The 14,887-nt window shown below is 39.0% G+C and carries 13 protein-coding genes; 7 read left to right on the top strand and 6 right to left on the bottom strand.

The window, feature by feature from the left end; genetic code table 11:
* Positions 1 to 72: 72 nt before the first annotated feature.
* Complete coding sequence (locus tag FN809_RS11945) at positions 73 to 1,719, bottom strand: diphosphate--fructose-6-phosphate 1-phosphotransferase (protein ID WP_142533762.1); 1,647 nt, start codon at positions 1,717 to 1,719, stop codon at positions 73 to 75.
* A gap of 285 nt (positions 1,720 to 2,004) precedes the next feature.
* Between FN809_RS11945 and FN809_RS11950 the strand changes: the two genes are divergently transcribed.
* Complete coding sequence (locus FN809_RS11950; RefSeq protein WP_142533763.1) at positions 2,005 to 2,574, top strand: YceI family protein; 570 nt, start codon at positions 2,005 to 2,007, stop codon at positions 2,572 to 2,574.
* Between the two features lie 76 nt (positions 2,575 to 2,650).
* On the opposite strand, the gene FN809_RS11955 is transcribed toward FN809_RS11950, so the two are convergent.
* Positions 2,651 to 3,625 (bottom strand): M23 family metallopeptidase, encoded by a 975-nt coding sequence (locus FN809_RS11955; protein ID WP_142533764.1) that lies wholly within the window; start codon positions 3,623 to 3,625, stop codon positions 2,651 to 2,653.
* A 385-nt stretch (positions 3,626 to 4,010) separates the two neighbouring features.
* Between FN809_RS11955 and FN809_RS11960 the strand changes: the two genes are divergently transcribed.
* Positions 4,011 to 5,588, top strand: coding sequence for a peptide chain release factor 3 (locus FN809_RS11960; protein ID WP_142533765.1), 1,578 nt, complete (start codon positions 4,011 to 4,013; stop codon positions 5,586 to 5,588).
* Here FN809_RS11960 and FN809_RS11965 read toward each other — a convergent pair whose 3' ends face one another.
* A complete protein-coding gene (locus FN809_RS11965) occupies positions 5,589 to 6,305 on the bottom strand; it encodes an energy transducer TonB (RefSeq protein WP_142533766.1) in 717 nt (238 codons plus the stop codon).
* 317 nt (positions 6,306 to 6,622) lie between these two features.
* Here FN809_RS11965 and rplS point away from each other — a divergent pair, with 317 nt between their 5' ends.
* Positions 6,623 to 6,976, top strand: coding sequence for a 50S ribosomal protein L19 (gene rplS, locus FN809_RS11970; RefSeq protein WP_142533767.1), 354 nt, complete (start codon positions 6,623 to 6,625; stop codon positions 6,974 to 6,976).
* A gap of 59 nt (positions 6,977 to 7,035) precedes the next feature.
* Here rplS and FN809_RS11975 read toward each other — a convergent pair whose 3' ends face one another.
* The 3 genes from FN809_RS11975 to FN809_RS11985 all read right to left on the bottom strand — a co-directional run bounded on the left by FN809_RS11975 (position 7,036) and on the right by FN809_RS11985 (position 11,182).
* Positions 7,036 to 8,910, bottom strand: coding sequence for a tetratricopeptide repeat-containing sensor histidine kinase (locus FN809_RS11975; RefSeq protein ID WP_142533768.1), 1,875 nt, complete (start codon positions 8,908 to 8,910; stop codon positions 7,036 to 7,038).
* A gap of 182 nt (positions 8,911 to 9,092) precedes the next feature.
* Entirely contained in the window at positions 9,093 to 10,457 is a 1,365-nt protein-coding gene (locus tag FN809_RS11980; RefSeq protein WP_142533769.1) for a S41 family peptidase, read from the bottom strand.
* 254 nt (positions 10,458 to 10,711) lie between these two features.
* Positions 10,712 to 11,182, bottom strand: coding sequence for a MaoC family dehydratase (locus FN809_RS11985; protein WP_142533770.1), 471 nt, complete (start codon positions 11,180 to 11,182; stop codon positions 10,712 to 10,714).
* Positions 11,183 to 11,563: 381 nt separating this feature from the next.
* On the opposite strand from FN809_RS11985, the gene FN809_RS11990 reads away from it, so the two are divergent.
* The 4 genes from FN809_RS11990 (at position 11,564) to FN809_RS12005 (ending at position 14,831) form a co-directional block, all read left to right on the top strand.
* Entirely contained in the window at positions 11,564 to 12,286 is a 723-nt protein-coding gene (locus tag FN809_RS11990; RefSeq protein WP_142533771.1) for a YggS family pyridoxal phosphate-dependent enzyme, read from the top strand.
* A 76-nt stretch (positions 12,287 to 12,362) separates the two neighbouring features.
* Positions 12,363 to 13,349, top strand: coding sequence for a dihydroorotate dehydrogenase-like protein (locus FN809_RS11995; RefSeq protein WP_142533772.1), 987 nt, complete (start codon positions 12,363 to 12,365; stop codon positions 13,347 to 13,349).
* A 68-nt stretch (positions 13,350 to 13,417) separates the two neighbouring features.
* Complete coding sequence (locus FN809_RS12000) at positions 13,418 to 14,353, top strand: hypothetical protein (protein ID WP_142533773.1); 936 nt, start codon at positions 13,418 to 13,420, stop codon at positions 14,351 to 14,353.
* 67 nt (positions 14,354 to 14,420) lie between these two features.
* Positions 14,421 to 14,831, top strand: coding sequence for a hypothetical protein (locus FN809_RS12005; RefSeq protein ID WP_142533774.1), 411 nt, complete (start codon positions 14,421 to 14,423; stop codon positions 14,829 to 14,831).
* The last annotated feature ends 56 nt before the right edge of the window (positions 14,832 to 14,887 follow it).

Consider the following 14,887-nt stretch of genomic DNA (forward strand, 5'->3'; position numbering starts at 1 on the left):
TAGCTTAAATACATATAAAAAAACCCGCACTTGCAAGTGCGGGTTTTTTTATATGTATTTCTACGGGAAAAATTATTTGCTTTCTTCCAATAAGGTTTTGGTGGGCATATCGCATACTTCGGAAGGACCAAAATATTGAATAGGCCCGGGGTACACGTACATGGTGTTCGCTGCCCACTCGTCGCGCTGTCGTTTGAGTGCATTAAACGGGGCTCCATCTAAACGAACCAATGCTTTTTGTATTACGGGTTTCATAGCACCATGGCGGCGCTCCATGTTCATCATCATGGTAATTGGCACCCCTCCGGCAATCCATTCGCTTGCCGGTGCTGTTAAGTTACGTACCGATGCCATATAACCTGATTTTCCGGCGGCAATCAATACTGAAGCTGTATATCCTAACGAATAACAGTAATCTGCATCAAAATTAGAGGGCGCTGCACAACGACCTTCGTAGCCAAAAAAGTGACCTTGCGCAGAAAACTTGCCTTTGTACTCGCCTGCTTTTTTCATTTTTTTGAGCTTGGCTTTCACCATGTCTATCAAAAGTTTCTCCGTTTCAATCATCGACACCTGCACGTTACCGTGGGGATCACGATCCAACATCAACTGATTGGCAAAAGAATTGGGCAAGCTGCGGAATACCTCGGCCATATCTGCCGATAGCTTTTTTACCACAAATTCCCTTCGTTCTTTATTTGTCTCCATCGTGCTCACTGCCACTTCATTATGAGCCAAGATATCATTAAGCTCCGAAATCAGTTTTTTCATGGCAGGCATAAATTCAACCAAGCCCTCCGGAATCAGCACGGTTCCAAAATTTTCGCCATTGGCTGCACGATTTACAACCACCTCTGAAATGTGATCGATCACCTCTCCCAGGGTCATATTATTAGCCTCTACCTCCTCTGAGATAATGGTTACATTAGGTTGGGTTTGTAATGCGCACTCCAGGGCGATATGCGAAGCAGAACGTCCCATCAGCTTAATAAAATGCCAATATTTTTTTGCCGAATTGGCATCGCGCTGAATATTACCAATCAGCTCGCTATACACTTTACATGCCGTATCAAAGCCAAACGAGGTTTCTATCATTTCGTTTTTAAGATCGCCATCAATAGTCTTAGGCACACCGATAACCTGCACACCCGACTTTTTTTGAAGGAAATATTCAGCCAACACACAAGCATTTGTATTTGAGTCATCCCCACCAATAATTACAAGGGCATTAATTCCCAGTGCCTTGCAATTTTCCAGTCCTTTATCAAACTGAGCTTCTTCTTCTAATTTTGTTCTGCCGGAACCAATAATATCGAATCCTCCGGTATTTCTGTAATGATCGATAACATCATCTGTCAGTTCGCTGTATTCATTGTTGACCAATCCTCCGGGTCCACCCAAAAAGCCATACACTTTGTTTGCCGGATTCAACTTTTTTAAACCATCATAGATACCTGAAATAACATTATGCCCCCCTGGCGCCTGTCCTCCTGATAATATTACACCTACACTTATGGCTTTGTCCGTAGCAGCCGATTCTCCTGCTTCAAAACTCAAAATAGGCATTCCGTAAGTATTAGGAAAAAGCTTGGATATATCGCCTTGATCGGCTACAGATTCAGTTTTATTTCCCTCAACAATTTTTACCGTACCTTTCAGTGCCTCAGGCAACTTAGGGTTATAGCTCTCACGAGCAATTTGAAGTGGACTTTTAATCATAATACAATTTTTATATAAAATTTTTAGAAGTACTTTTTAAAAGCGGCTGCAAAATTGCCTATATTTTTTTCTAATTAAAAATATTTAACCCTTATTATTTACAATTTAACACTTATTTAAACTGTGGCTTACACACCTTAGGTAAATGGTAACGAAAAACATTTTACCAGATTTGTTGTTGTAATACAAACTTCCTCATTAAAAAAATATTTAATAGAGGTAATATGCGTAATAAATTATTACGCATAACATAGCATAAAAATTGGGATAATAAAATTTTAAATTATGAAAAAAATTAAATTCGTACTGGCCGCTTTCTTAATATTGGCCTTATCAGGTGTCAACGCGCAAAGCTATAATTTAGATGCAGATAATGCAACAATAAAATGGCATGGTAAAAAAGTTACCGGCGAACATGATGGTGAAATACAACTAAAAGAAGGTAGTTTTACAGTAAAAGACAACCGAATAACAGCAGGAACTTTTATTATTGACATGAAATCCATCACCAACAACGACATCGAGAGTGATGAATACAGGAATAAGCTGGTAAATCATTTAAAATCGGACGATTTTTTTGGCGTAGAGAAACATCCCACGGCTAAGCTTAACATTACCGATAGCAGCCCGTTTTCCAACAATGTAGCTAAGGTAAAAGGGGATTTAACCATCAAAGGAACTACTCACCCCGTTGAATTTGAAGTAACACGAAATGATAACACTTACACTACCGAGCTAACAGTTGACCGTTCCAAATACGATGTACGCTACGGTTCAAAATCATTTTTCGACAACCTGGGCGATAAAATGATCTACGATGAGTTTACCTTGAAAGTTAACATCATGGCGTTGTAAAAAACACCATAGTTCACCATAAAAAAAAAGGAATCCTGAGTAGGATTCCTTTTTTTTTATGGTTTTAATTCTAAATTTATTCCATACAAAAATCGATGCTTTGCGCCTGTGCTACAACAGCTTTATATTCCTGCGGACTTAAATCTTTGAAAAAATATTTTACCGGATCAACCTCAACACCATGCAGGTGAATTTCGTAATGAAGGTGCGGGCCAGCCGACAGGCCGGTACTTCCTACCTCGCCAATCACCTGCCCCCTTTTAACGTGGTCGCCCACTTTAACCTTTTGACTATTCATATGGGCATACAGGCTTACCAAACCATAGCCGTGATCAATTTTCACCATTTTTCCAAAGCTATCTGAGTATCTCACACTTTTTACCCTACCGTCTGCTGAGGCATATATATCGGTACCTGTATTGGCCACCAAATCAATTCCTTTGTGAGGCCTCCATCGGTTCAATATAGGATGAAACCTACGGGGATTGAATCCTGATCCTATTCTTTTTAAGTCCCAGTTGGCCACAGGTATGATAGCAGGCAGATGTTGTAAACGATCCATATTTGCCATACTCTTTTTAAAAAGTTCTTCGTAAGAGTTTTCCTGAACATTCATTTTCGCCACCAGTTTGTCCAGCTCTTTAAATGATTTAATAATGCCTTCGGGCGTATTGTTTCTTTCCAGATTCTCGTATTTATTGGTACCACCGGTTCCTGCCTGCCGTATGGAACGGCTCAGCGCATTTTCGCCTAACATGGTTCTGTACAAGCTGTCGTCTAATGCAACCAAATGCTGTAAGGTGCTACTTGCTTCATTTATTCTTTCATTCAGCACCTTTTGATTTACCTTCAATTTATTTATAAGTTGAGCCTGCAGTTTTTCTTTGGGTGTTGTGTACGATCCAAAAGCCAGAACCGCAAAGGCCATCAGACCAACTACCCCACCTGCCAACATGTATGGAAATAATCTTTTTATAACTTGCTTAAACCCTGTATCAACCCGAACATACATTAAGGTATCGGGATCGAATACATATTTTTCTTTCGCCATATTGGTAGTTCTTGCTTATTAACCTTTATTCTAATTTTTTTTATCCCTAATAGTATTAAAGCTTTTTGCACCGGTTTTCAATTCGTTGGTCAAAGACAGTGTTTTGTACGTTCTCCTACAAAAATGGTTACAAAAAAAACACAACCAACACCACAAGCACCTAACAAACAGCGCTTTAATGACAGATTTTTAAGTTGTGGAAATAAAAAAAGACAAAACACAAAATTCTCCGTCAACAATTTTGGCACATTGACGGCAAATATATAATTGTTAGTCATTTTAACAAAAAACATCAATACTTATATTTAAAAATAAATACAAGCCTAAAACCTGCAATTATTAGATACAATGCTTACCTTTGCGCTCGTTTTTACAAAATGATGTTATGGGCTTTACACAAGAGATACAACGCCGAAGAACCTTCGCCATAATTAGCCACCCCGATGCCGGAAAAACCACACTGACCGAAAAGCTACTTCTTTTTGGAGGTGCTATACATGTTGCAGGCGCCGTTAAATCAAATAAGATAAAAAAAACGGCTACTTCCGACTTTATGGAAATAGAAAAACAGCGTGGTATTTCGGTGGCAACCTCTGTAATGGGATTTGAATATAATGATCATAAAATAAACATTCTGGATACCCCGGGCCACCAGGATTTTGCCGAAGACACCTTTAGAACCTTAACGGCAGTGGATAGCGTTATTATTGTAATTGATGCCGCCAAAGGGGTAGAGAATCAAACTCGTAAGCTGATGGAAGTGTGCCGTATGCGTAACACGCCGGTAATGGTTTTCATCAATAAAATGGATCGCCCGAGCAAAGACCCCTTCGACCTGCTGGAAGAAGTAGAAGATGAACTGAAGATACAGGTACGCCCATTGAGCTGGCCTATTGGTAACGGACCGTCTTTTCAGGGGGTATATAATGTATTTGAAAATAGCCTGAACCTTTTTGAGGCCAATAAACCCACTGTGCAGGAATCCTTGGCTATCGACGATGTAAAAAATCCGGAGCTGGATAATATAATCGGAGAAGATCCGGCGCAGTTACTTCGGGAAGAAATAGAATTGATGGAGGGGGTATATCCTCAATTTGAGACCCAAAAATATCTAAAAGGTGAGCTTGCTCCGGTTTTCTTTGGGAGTGCTCTTAACAACTTTGGAGTAAACGAACTTTTAAACTGTTTTATACAAATAGCCCCAACACCACAACCATCTGAAACCACCACACGAACAATAGAACCCAATGAAGATAAATTCACCGGCTTTGTATTTAAAATACATGCCAACATGGATCCCAACCATCGTAACCGCATTGCCTTTGTAAAAATTTGTTCGGGTAAGTTTGAGCGCAACAAAAACTACCTGCATGTGCGACAGGGAAAAAATTATAAATTTTCGAGCCCCACCGCATTTATGGCCGAAAAAAAATCGGTTATCGACGAAGCCTATCCCGGCGATATCGTGGGCTTACCAGATTCAGGGAATTTTATCATTGGCGATACCCTTACCGAAGGCGAAAAAATAAACTTTAAAGGTTTGCCCAGCTTTTCGCCTGAGCTGTTCAGATATATTGAAAACGCCGACCCCATGAAAACAAAGCAGCTGAACAAGGGAATAGATCAGCTGATGGATGAAGGTGTGGCACAGCTATTTACCAGTCAGTTTAATGGGCGAAAAATAATTGGGACGGTAGGGGCACTCCAGTTTGAGGTGATTGAGCATCGCTTAAGCCACGAGTACAATGCTAAATGTCGATACGAACCAATAAACCTTTATAAAGCTTGCTGGATACGTTCGGAAAACACAACCGAGTTGGCAGATTTTAAATTACGCAAGGCACAGTATATGGCTAAGGACAAGCAGGGGCGTGATGTATTTTTGGCCGATTCGTCCTATATGCTACAACTTGCCCAACAAAATTTTACGGATATAGAATTCCATTTTACGAGCGAGTTTTAATTATTGTAAAATAAAATTTATGGGGATAGAATATTGCACTCGCACCGGTTTGCCCCTTTGTTTGCCGGGAGAAAATTCGGGCAGTTCCTGTACTACCCGTATAGCCTCCTTGTCGAGTGCGGCATCTACTCCCCTGCTTACCTGAACGTCGGTAACACTTCCATTGGGCGATACTACAAAAGTTACGTAAACACGTCCTTGGATGCCGTTTTCGGCAGCAATAACCGGATAGCGTATGGCCTGACTAACAAACTTCATCAACTCCCTGTTACCCTCTTCGGGGGTAGCGCATAGCTGGGGTCGGAATATGGGCATCTCTTCTACTACTATAAAAATTGGTGCTTCTTCCTCCACTTCTTCTTCCAGGTTTACAGGAATTTCAATTAATTTAATTTCCTGATCCTGATCTGTTTCACTATCGAACAACTCCAATTCTTCGTCAAGTTCCACATCATCATCCACTATGCTGATAATGTCGGTGGCCATTATCTTTTTAGGGGGAGGTGGAGGAGGCGTTTTAAGCTCCTGACGGGTAATAGGCACCATTTCCTCTTCGGTACGAAAGCCCGTATCGATTAATGACTGATTTACATCCCTGGTCTTAAAGTTTAGTTCCATCATAAATAATACAATAGCTAAACTGATAACAAGACCAATTTGGAAAAACATAGAGCGTTTATGCTCTAAATCTGCTTGTGTAGATTTACGTGGTATCATGGCTCCAGGTTTAAATGGTTAAAAGTCAATGTTTGTGACCTGTACCGCACCGGAGATGATATTATTTTTAAGAAAGTATAAAAAGCTTCGGCGCCGTCAGGTATTTTAAGCACTCTACTTTTTGCATGTTACGATGTATATGTTTATACGTACTCAAGCACTTTTTAGTTTCAAAAAACAGCGGATAATTTGTTGTAAAACAAAACAAAACCTTATCTTTGCGCCCGATTATTATTAATCTACATGTAATCTCTTATTGAACAAGTGGTTCACGTAATATTGCATGTATTTGTTAAATGCAAAGATATTTTAAAAAAATGGATTTACTTAAAGTTGCCGAAGACGCATTTAAAACTGAATCAAAGGAAAAACCATCTTTTGGGGCAGGAGACACCATCTCTGTATCGTACAAAATTAGAGAGGGAAACAAGGAGCGTATCCAAATTTTCAGAGGTGTAGTTATTCAGATTAAAGGTACCGGTTCCACTAAAATGGTAACCGTACGGAAGATGTCTGGAAACCAAGGGGTGGAGAGGATTTTTCCGGTTGAATCACCTTTTATCGAATCGATTGAGGTTAACCGACGCGGTAAAGTGCGTAGAAAACGTATTTACTATCTACGTGAGCGTACCGGTAAAAAAGCCCGTATCAAAGAAAAAAGAAGAATGTAAGAAACTCTTCATAAAGGAATCCCCGCCCTATCGTAGTGCGGGGATTTTTTTTGGTTAACTTATCTGGCCGGAAAGGTAATTATAAAAGTAGTACCATGCCCTGCGCTACTTTTAACCACTATGGCAGCTCCGCTCTTTTTTATAAACTCATGAACCAATTGCAAGCCCAGCCCCACACCTTTTTCGTTTTGTGTACCGTAAGTGCTGTCTATCTGGTTAAAATCAAAAAGCTTTTGTTTTTGTTGCAAACTCATCCCTATGCCCGTATCAGCAACAGCAAATACGGTTTGCCCATTCTGTTGGCTGGCATTTATACGAATAGTTCCACCCGAAGAGGTAAACTTAAATGCATTGCTAATGAGATTACGAATTGCTACACTAATGCTTACCTCATCCACAAATAAGGTGATATCCTGAGGAATAACTGTCTCAACCGTAATATGCTTATTGGTAGATATGTTTTTCAAGTGTCCTAATTCCATCTCTACCACCTGTTTTAAATTAACTTCTTTGGGCACATACCGATTGGCCTTCATTTGGTTTATTCCCCATTGCAACAGGTTATCCAATAAACTAAGCAAGTTATACGATGCGGATCGCAATTCACTGCTAACTTCCTTGAGTGTTTCTGTTTCGTTATCCTCAATAAGCATTTCAACTGTTTTGGCATAACTATAAAAATTAGCAAGGGGACTACGCAAATCATGCGATAAAATAGAAAAAAACCTATTTTTGGTTGCATTGGCCAATTCCAGTTCATCGTGCTGTGCTTGTAATTTCCGGTTTGCTATATTTCTATCCTTATTATTTTTTAGCATTACAATTACCAACACAATCAATAGCGTCATTACCGAAATTAAAGCTACGGCTATGGTTAAATATCGTTTGGCTTGAACCTTCTGAACATCAATTTCTTTTTGTTTTTGCGACACTTCATAACCAACACGCAGGTTCGCTATATCGCGAATGTTTTGTTCGTTGTTAATACTATCGTCGTAGGCAATGTATTGCTTGTGGAAAGCATATGCGCTTTTATAGTCGTTCAGCCGGCTGTAAATATCCGACAGGCGCAAACTGGCATCGCGCACCTGTTCTTTTAGGCCATACTGCAGAGCCAGATCTAAGCTTTTCTGCGCCATTATTTGGGCGCTATCGTAGGCTTCATGGTGCAGATACATTTGGGCCAATCCGTCAAGGTACGAGGACAGTGCGTAATTATCGTTCAAGGGTTTTAGAATCCCAATTGAACTATTTAGATTGCTTTTAGCACTATCGGGTTTATTTAAGCCCACATAAGCCAAACCGGCATTGCCTTTTGCGTAGGCTACACCATAAGGATATGGGATGGACTGATACAGGGATTCTGCTATATGAAAATAATACAGGGCTTTGTTAAATCGTTTTGTTTCCCGGTATAATTCGCCAAGATTAAGATAGGCCGCCGATATTTTTATAGTATCTTGTAATGATTGCAGGAGTTGAATCGCCTCGTTGTAGGTTTTCTCCGAACTATGATAATCACTGTTTCTTTTATGCAAACGTGCCAGCTCGCCTAAACATACCGCCTCACCTTCTTTGCTTCCTATAGCCGAATACAACTCTTTACTTTGGTATAAAAGTTCAATGGCTCCTTTTGTATCACCTATTAAACTCTGCCCGTATGCTTCTAAAAAACATGCAGACGCCATCCATGCCTTATTGTTACTTATTTTAGCGTGCTCAAATGCCAACTGTGCATAGGTAATTTTTTCCTTCGGATCTTTTGAATGGAGAGAAATCGCATGCAAAATATCGTACTTTACCGAATCGCTGAGACTCCCGGCTGGCTTACGATTTAGCTCAATTCTTAAGCTATCGACATAAGCACCTTTGCTTTGGGCCATTGCGAGCGAAAATGTCACAATTAAAAATAACGTCAAAAACGTAGATTTCATGCTTTTTTAAAAATAAGAATAGGTATGAAAACACATATCTATTCTTCTTTAAATCACTTTTTTGGTGGATCTGTTTGAATTTCCGGCATAACATTCTATTTTTTAGTAGTAAACAACCTTACAATTTACTTAAAAAAACTAATATCTGCCATAAAAAACCCAAAAAAATCAAATCCATTCTTCTACTTTTGATTGAAATGCATTTCGTACTTCAGCGGGTGTTCTTCAAATTGTAAGTTTGATGCAGGTTTAAGATACTCCATACGCCCTGATTTTAATTGTACAGTAGGCATGGGCGCTCCTGTAATTTCTTGTATTGCAATGGCAGTTAAATAGTCGTCGGTTGTACCCAGTGGATAAGTATAATCATCGTTAACTTTAATATCAGGGATGAGGCCCTGTCCGTAGTCAATTGAGTTGTCGGTATTTTCGGCTCGCATTATAATGGGCTGAATGGCCCAGGTATGCTTTTTATTTTCATCTTTTATAGTTGTGGACCCATAGTACTTACCATGTGTTTGTTCACCAATTTGCACCACATTCATGTAAGGCGACAGACTATAAATAACCATTTCGCTGGCCGAAGCCGTCCCCTGGGTGGTCAGTACATACAGGTTACTCAAATCGAGGTTATTTACATTGTCTTCAAAATAGTCTTCAAAAAAATCCGTATAGGTATCCGGCAGTTCCGTCTTTATAGCGGCTTCCAGTCCTTCATTGTATGCCGATCGTAAAAACAACTTGCCCGCACAGGAAGCCGGGCATATCATACTTGCCAATAGCCGAGCCGTTGAAACTGCCCCACCACCGTTATATCGGAGATCTAAAATTAAATCAGTCACTCTCTCGGCTTTGAAATGAGCAAAAACAGCCTGCAGTTCATCGTCAAAATCATCAATAAAACCAGTAAAAGCAAGGTATGCTATAAGTTTACCCTCCACATTAAAAACATTATGGCTTAATATCGGGTTGACCTGAAGCACTTCCGAATTGAAAGTTATTGAAGTAGGTGAATCACGCAGGCCACTATCAGTAATAAGCCCCAGGCCGATGGTAAGCTTATCGGCAAAAAATAAGGTACTGTAATTGTCGGGGGTAATATCCTCGTCTTGTACTTTAATAATCAAATCGCCCCGTTTTACACCTGCCCTATCGGCCGGTCCACCAGGCTCAACATATTCAACATACGCAACCACCTGGTCGCTGCCCTCTTTTAAATAATAACCGCGTAGCGAGTAACCCAACTCTTTGCGGATACCCGCAAAATAATTATCCAGCTCGTCAACATCATCTGTAATAAATGACCATCTATCTATTTTTTTGTATAAAAGCTCATCAAAAAAAGCTTTGGTATCGGGTTGCGTTTTCGGGTTAAGAGCCGGCATTTCGGTGTTCCACAAATACAAGTCTTTCATATTCTGTGAAACAAAACGGTTTATTTCGACTACAGCGGGATCGATTTCCACATCGTCGCTGCACGCTCCTAACACGCATATAAAGGCTAGTGCAACAAGGATGAATTTGGGTGTTAGATTTAAGTTTCGCATTGAATTTTCGTTAATGATTAATCTTATCGTTGGTTCATCGTCTTATTTAAAAAATTTAGCTTGGGTAGTTTTGTTGATTAAAAAACACATGGCAATTTAATTAAAAAGATGAGAAAAGATGAGCAATTTTTATTGAATTTTGAACAAAAAAATATATTCATTTAATTACTGACAACAATAGTCTAAAAAAAACGTACAAAAAAGGCCGCCCAGCAATGGGCGGCCTGATTTTATCAAAAAAATTTACCTGCTCTTTAATTCCTAATAAAATGATATAAGAAAATGATTTTACCTTCGAACGCAGGTTTTTTGTTTCCTTCTATTTCTAACACCACACCGATAACCGCTTTGGTAACACCTCTAAGGTCTTTAACTTCATCCACTTTGGCCACCAGTCTTATCTTTGAGTTTACCACCACAGGTTGATTAAATTTCAACGATTCGATTCCGTAGTTAACCTGTAATTTAATGTTTTGCACCTCTACCATTTGCTCCCACAAATAGGCCAACATTGACACTGTTAAATAACCATGCGCAATAGTATTGCCAAAGGGCGATTCTGCTTTTGCTCTCTCCGGATCGGTGTGTATCCATTGGTGATCGTGGGTGGCATCGGCAAATTGGTTTATTTGCTCCTGTGTAATACTGTGATACTCCGATTTTCCTATTTCTTTTCCTATTAGCGCTTCGAGTTCTTCAAAGCTTTTGATTATCAGTTTTGCCATGCCTATTTTATAAGTTATGTTATAATTTTGGGTGCAAATATAATGTTTTAAACCTAAACCAAACAAATTGAAATATTTAGGATAATACAGCTCGCACGCGTAACAGATACAAGCCGCAATTATGGGGTGTTATTATTCACTTTATAAGTGTATCGTTTTATATGGAAGCAACCTAGCCTGCCAGCAGCCTATTTTAATTTGCATTCTCAGGTTTTCTGGGAGGTAAAGGATCTATACTCCTCCGCTAAGTTGCAATCCTGTACCTGGGCAGAAATAATACATACCGTTGGGTAGGCTTTTGTCTATGCTCATCCGGCACCTCTAAATCATTAAAAGTTGTTCTTCTGGTTACAGGCTTTAATAGTCCATTTTTTTTACTTCATGGTTTTTTATGATATTTTTGTAATTCACAATAATAATATTGAATACATACAAATGAGCATTGCTGAAAGAATTATCCGAATTAAAAAATCCATACCTTCTAATGTATGCCTGGTGGCCGTTTCCAAAACAAAATCGTATAATGAAATTATGGAAGCCTACGAAACCGGGCACCGAGTGTTTGGTGAGAATAAAGTACAGGAACTAACCAAAAAACACGAAGAATTACCCAAGGATATACAATGGCACTTTATAGGACATCTGCAAAGCAACAAAGTAAAATATATCGCTCCCTTTATTAGCTTACTCCATGGCGTAGATTCCCTTAAACTACTGAAGACCATTAATAAAGAGGCTAAAAAAAACCATCGCACCATCCCCTGCTTATTGCAGTTTCATATAGCACGAGAAAGCACTAAATTTGGTTTTTCCTTAGATGAATTTGAAGAGATGATGCACAGCTCGCCACTTGGCGAATTAAAAAATATAAACCTATGTGGCGTAATGGGAATGGCCACCTATACAGATGATGAAAATCAGATAGCCCAGGAATTTGATACATTAGCCAATATATTTCAACACCTAAAAAAAACTTATTTTAAAGAAGAAGATAACTTTAAGGAAATTTCGATGGGTATGTCGGGTGACTATCCACTTGCCATCAAAAAAGGGAGCTCCATAATACGTGTAGGGAGCTCCATATTTGGAGCCAGAAATTATTAACCCGATGCATTAAAGATGCTTTTTGTTTACAATAATCTTTTAAATCAACTATATTTGTTCTGAAAACAATAAACCTATGACAAAATTAAATACAAGCTATCTGGGGCTAACGCTTAAAAATCCTATAATTGTGGGCAGTTCCGGTTTAACCAATAGTATCGATAAGATACAAAAGCTGGTGGACGCAGGAGCGGGTGCCGTTGTACTTAAGTCGCTTTTTGAAGAACAGATTAACCACGATATCAATAAGCAGATTCAAGGCGGGCACGGTTTAGATTATCCCGAAGCTATGGATTACATAGCCGGATACACCAAAAATAATTCTGTAGGCGAATACCTTCAATTGATTGCAGATGCCAAGTCAAAATTCAACATTCCCATCATCGCCAGTATCAACTGTTTTTCTACTCACGAGTGGCTTTCCTTTGCCAAACAAATAGAGAAGGCTGGTGCCGATGCCATTGAACTAAACGTGCATGTGGTAAATACCGATAAGTACACCGATGCTATCGCCATTGAAGAACTTTATTACAGCGTAGCCGAAAACCTCAACAAAGCACTCCATATTCCATTTGCCATAAAAATGGGCGATAACTTCGCCAATATTGTTGGAGTGGTAAACAAATTGTATGCACAAGGTGCTAAAGGTGTTGTACTCTTCAATCGTTTTTTTCAGCCCGACATTGATATTAACGAACTAAAACTGGGATCGGCTTCTGTTTTTAGCACCCCTGCCGACATCAGAAGAACACTACGCTGGGTGGCCATTGTATCCGACAAGGTGAAACAAATAGATGTATCGGCATCTACAGGAAACCACGATGGAGAGGCAGTTATCAAACAACTTTTGGCTGGTGCCACCACGGTTCAGGTATGCTCGGCCATCTATCAAAAAGGCCCTAAAGTAATATCCGACATGCTAAACGAACTATCGTATTGGATGGAAGCCAAGGGGTTTAAAGATATTGAAGATTTCAGGGGTATGATGAGCTACCGCAAAATAAAAGATCCCGTGATGTATGAGAGAGCACAATTCATGAGGTACTTTTCGAATATGGAGTAAAAAAACTTATTATCATTTGGTTACATTATAAATTATAATTGATATTTTAGCCCTCAAAATAATACAAAATGAGAAAAAATTTACTTCTGAGTTGTAAACTATTAGCAGTTTTATTTCTCGGCACCTATATCCTGTCGTCCTGCCAGTCAGATAACAAAAAAAAATCATCGACAGAACAAGATAAAATAATTTCATCGGCTCAAAAACAGGTTGATGCGCAATTGATGGAAGACTTTAACAAGTCAAAATTGATTTTTTATTCGCTGCCCTCACCATTAGAAACGGCCATGCTTATTAAAAGATCGGGAGCACGATACAACCAGGAAATACTAAATCCCATCAGTAACGCAGATAACTATAACACCAACCTTAAAATGGCACTTAACCTGGGAGTTTATAGTGCCGATTTGAGTTACACCAGCCTATTTGATCAAACGCAAAGCACCATCCAGTATATGGGATGTGCAAAAAAAATGGCCGAAGGTTTGAGTATTATCGATGCTATAGACGAAAATACCATCAACAGCTTACAGGATAACATGAATAACAGAGATGTTGTTTTGGAAATTATTTCTGAAACATTTATGTCGTCCAACGCCTATTTAAAAGAAAATGACAGGGCCGCCATTTCGGTCATGGTATTAGTAGGCGGATGGGTAGAGGGCTTGTATCTGGCATCGGCTCTCACCAATGGATCTATGGAGAACAACAAGCGATTATTAGATAGAATTATTTATCAGAAGCTATCCTTGATTACAATGATGAATTTGTTGGAGTCACATTCCCACAATGAGGACATACAATACCTGCTCGGAAAAATGAACGAGCTAAAAGGCATTTTTGAACAGGTTAAAATTGTAAACACCTCAAAAGTAGAATCTGAAACAGATACCGAAAATAAAGTGACTATCATCAAAGCCGACTCCGAGACTTACATCTCCAAAGAAGTGTTTGAAGCACTAATAAAAAAAGTAACTGAAATAAGAACAGAATTTATCTCGTAATTGGCAATCACACTTTGTTTTAATAATGAAATTTAACAATACAAGCACACCCTTCGTTGTAATATGCATGGCTCTCATATGTTTGTTACCATTTAATGGACAAGCACAATGTGTTAGTTTTGCTAAAAATGTAGCCAAACCCAAATTGGGTAATTTTGTGCACGACGGAAATTATAATGCTACAATTTTAGGAGTGGGTGAAACAGCAGAATTGTATAAAACATTTTTTGAAGGACAAACCTATAGAGTTTCCGTAACGAAAATAGACAAGCTTCCGAACATTCACTTTCGCCTGATAGACAAGGAAAATAACGTTATTTTTGACAATAAGGATCATCATTATGCCGATATATGGGACTTTACGGTAAAATCAACACAAATGCTCGTTTTAAAATTAAAAGTGCTCGATGATTACCAAAGCGAAAACCCAAGTGTAACAAAAGGCTGTGTGGCTGTTCTTTTTGGAATTAAAAAATAAATCTGATAACACACCTCTATTTAAAGATAAAAAGCTGCTTTGAACCGCAGCTTTTT

Source organism: Saccharicrinis carchari, assembly GCF_900182605.1.
Classification (GTDB): domain Bacteria; phylum Bacteroidota; class Bacteroidia; order Bacteroidales; family Marinilabiliaceae; genus Saccharicrinis; species Saccharicrinis carchari.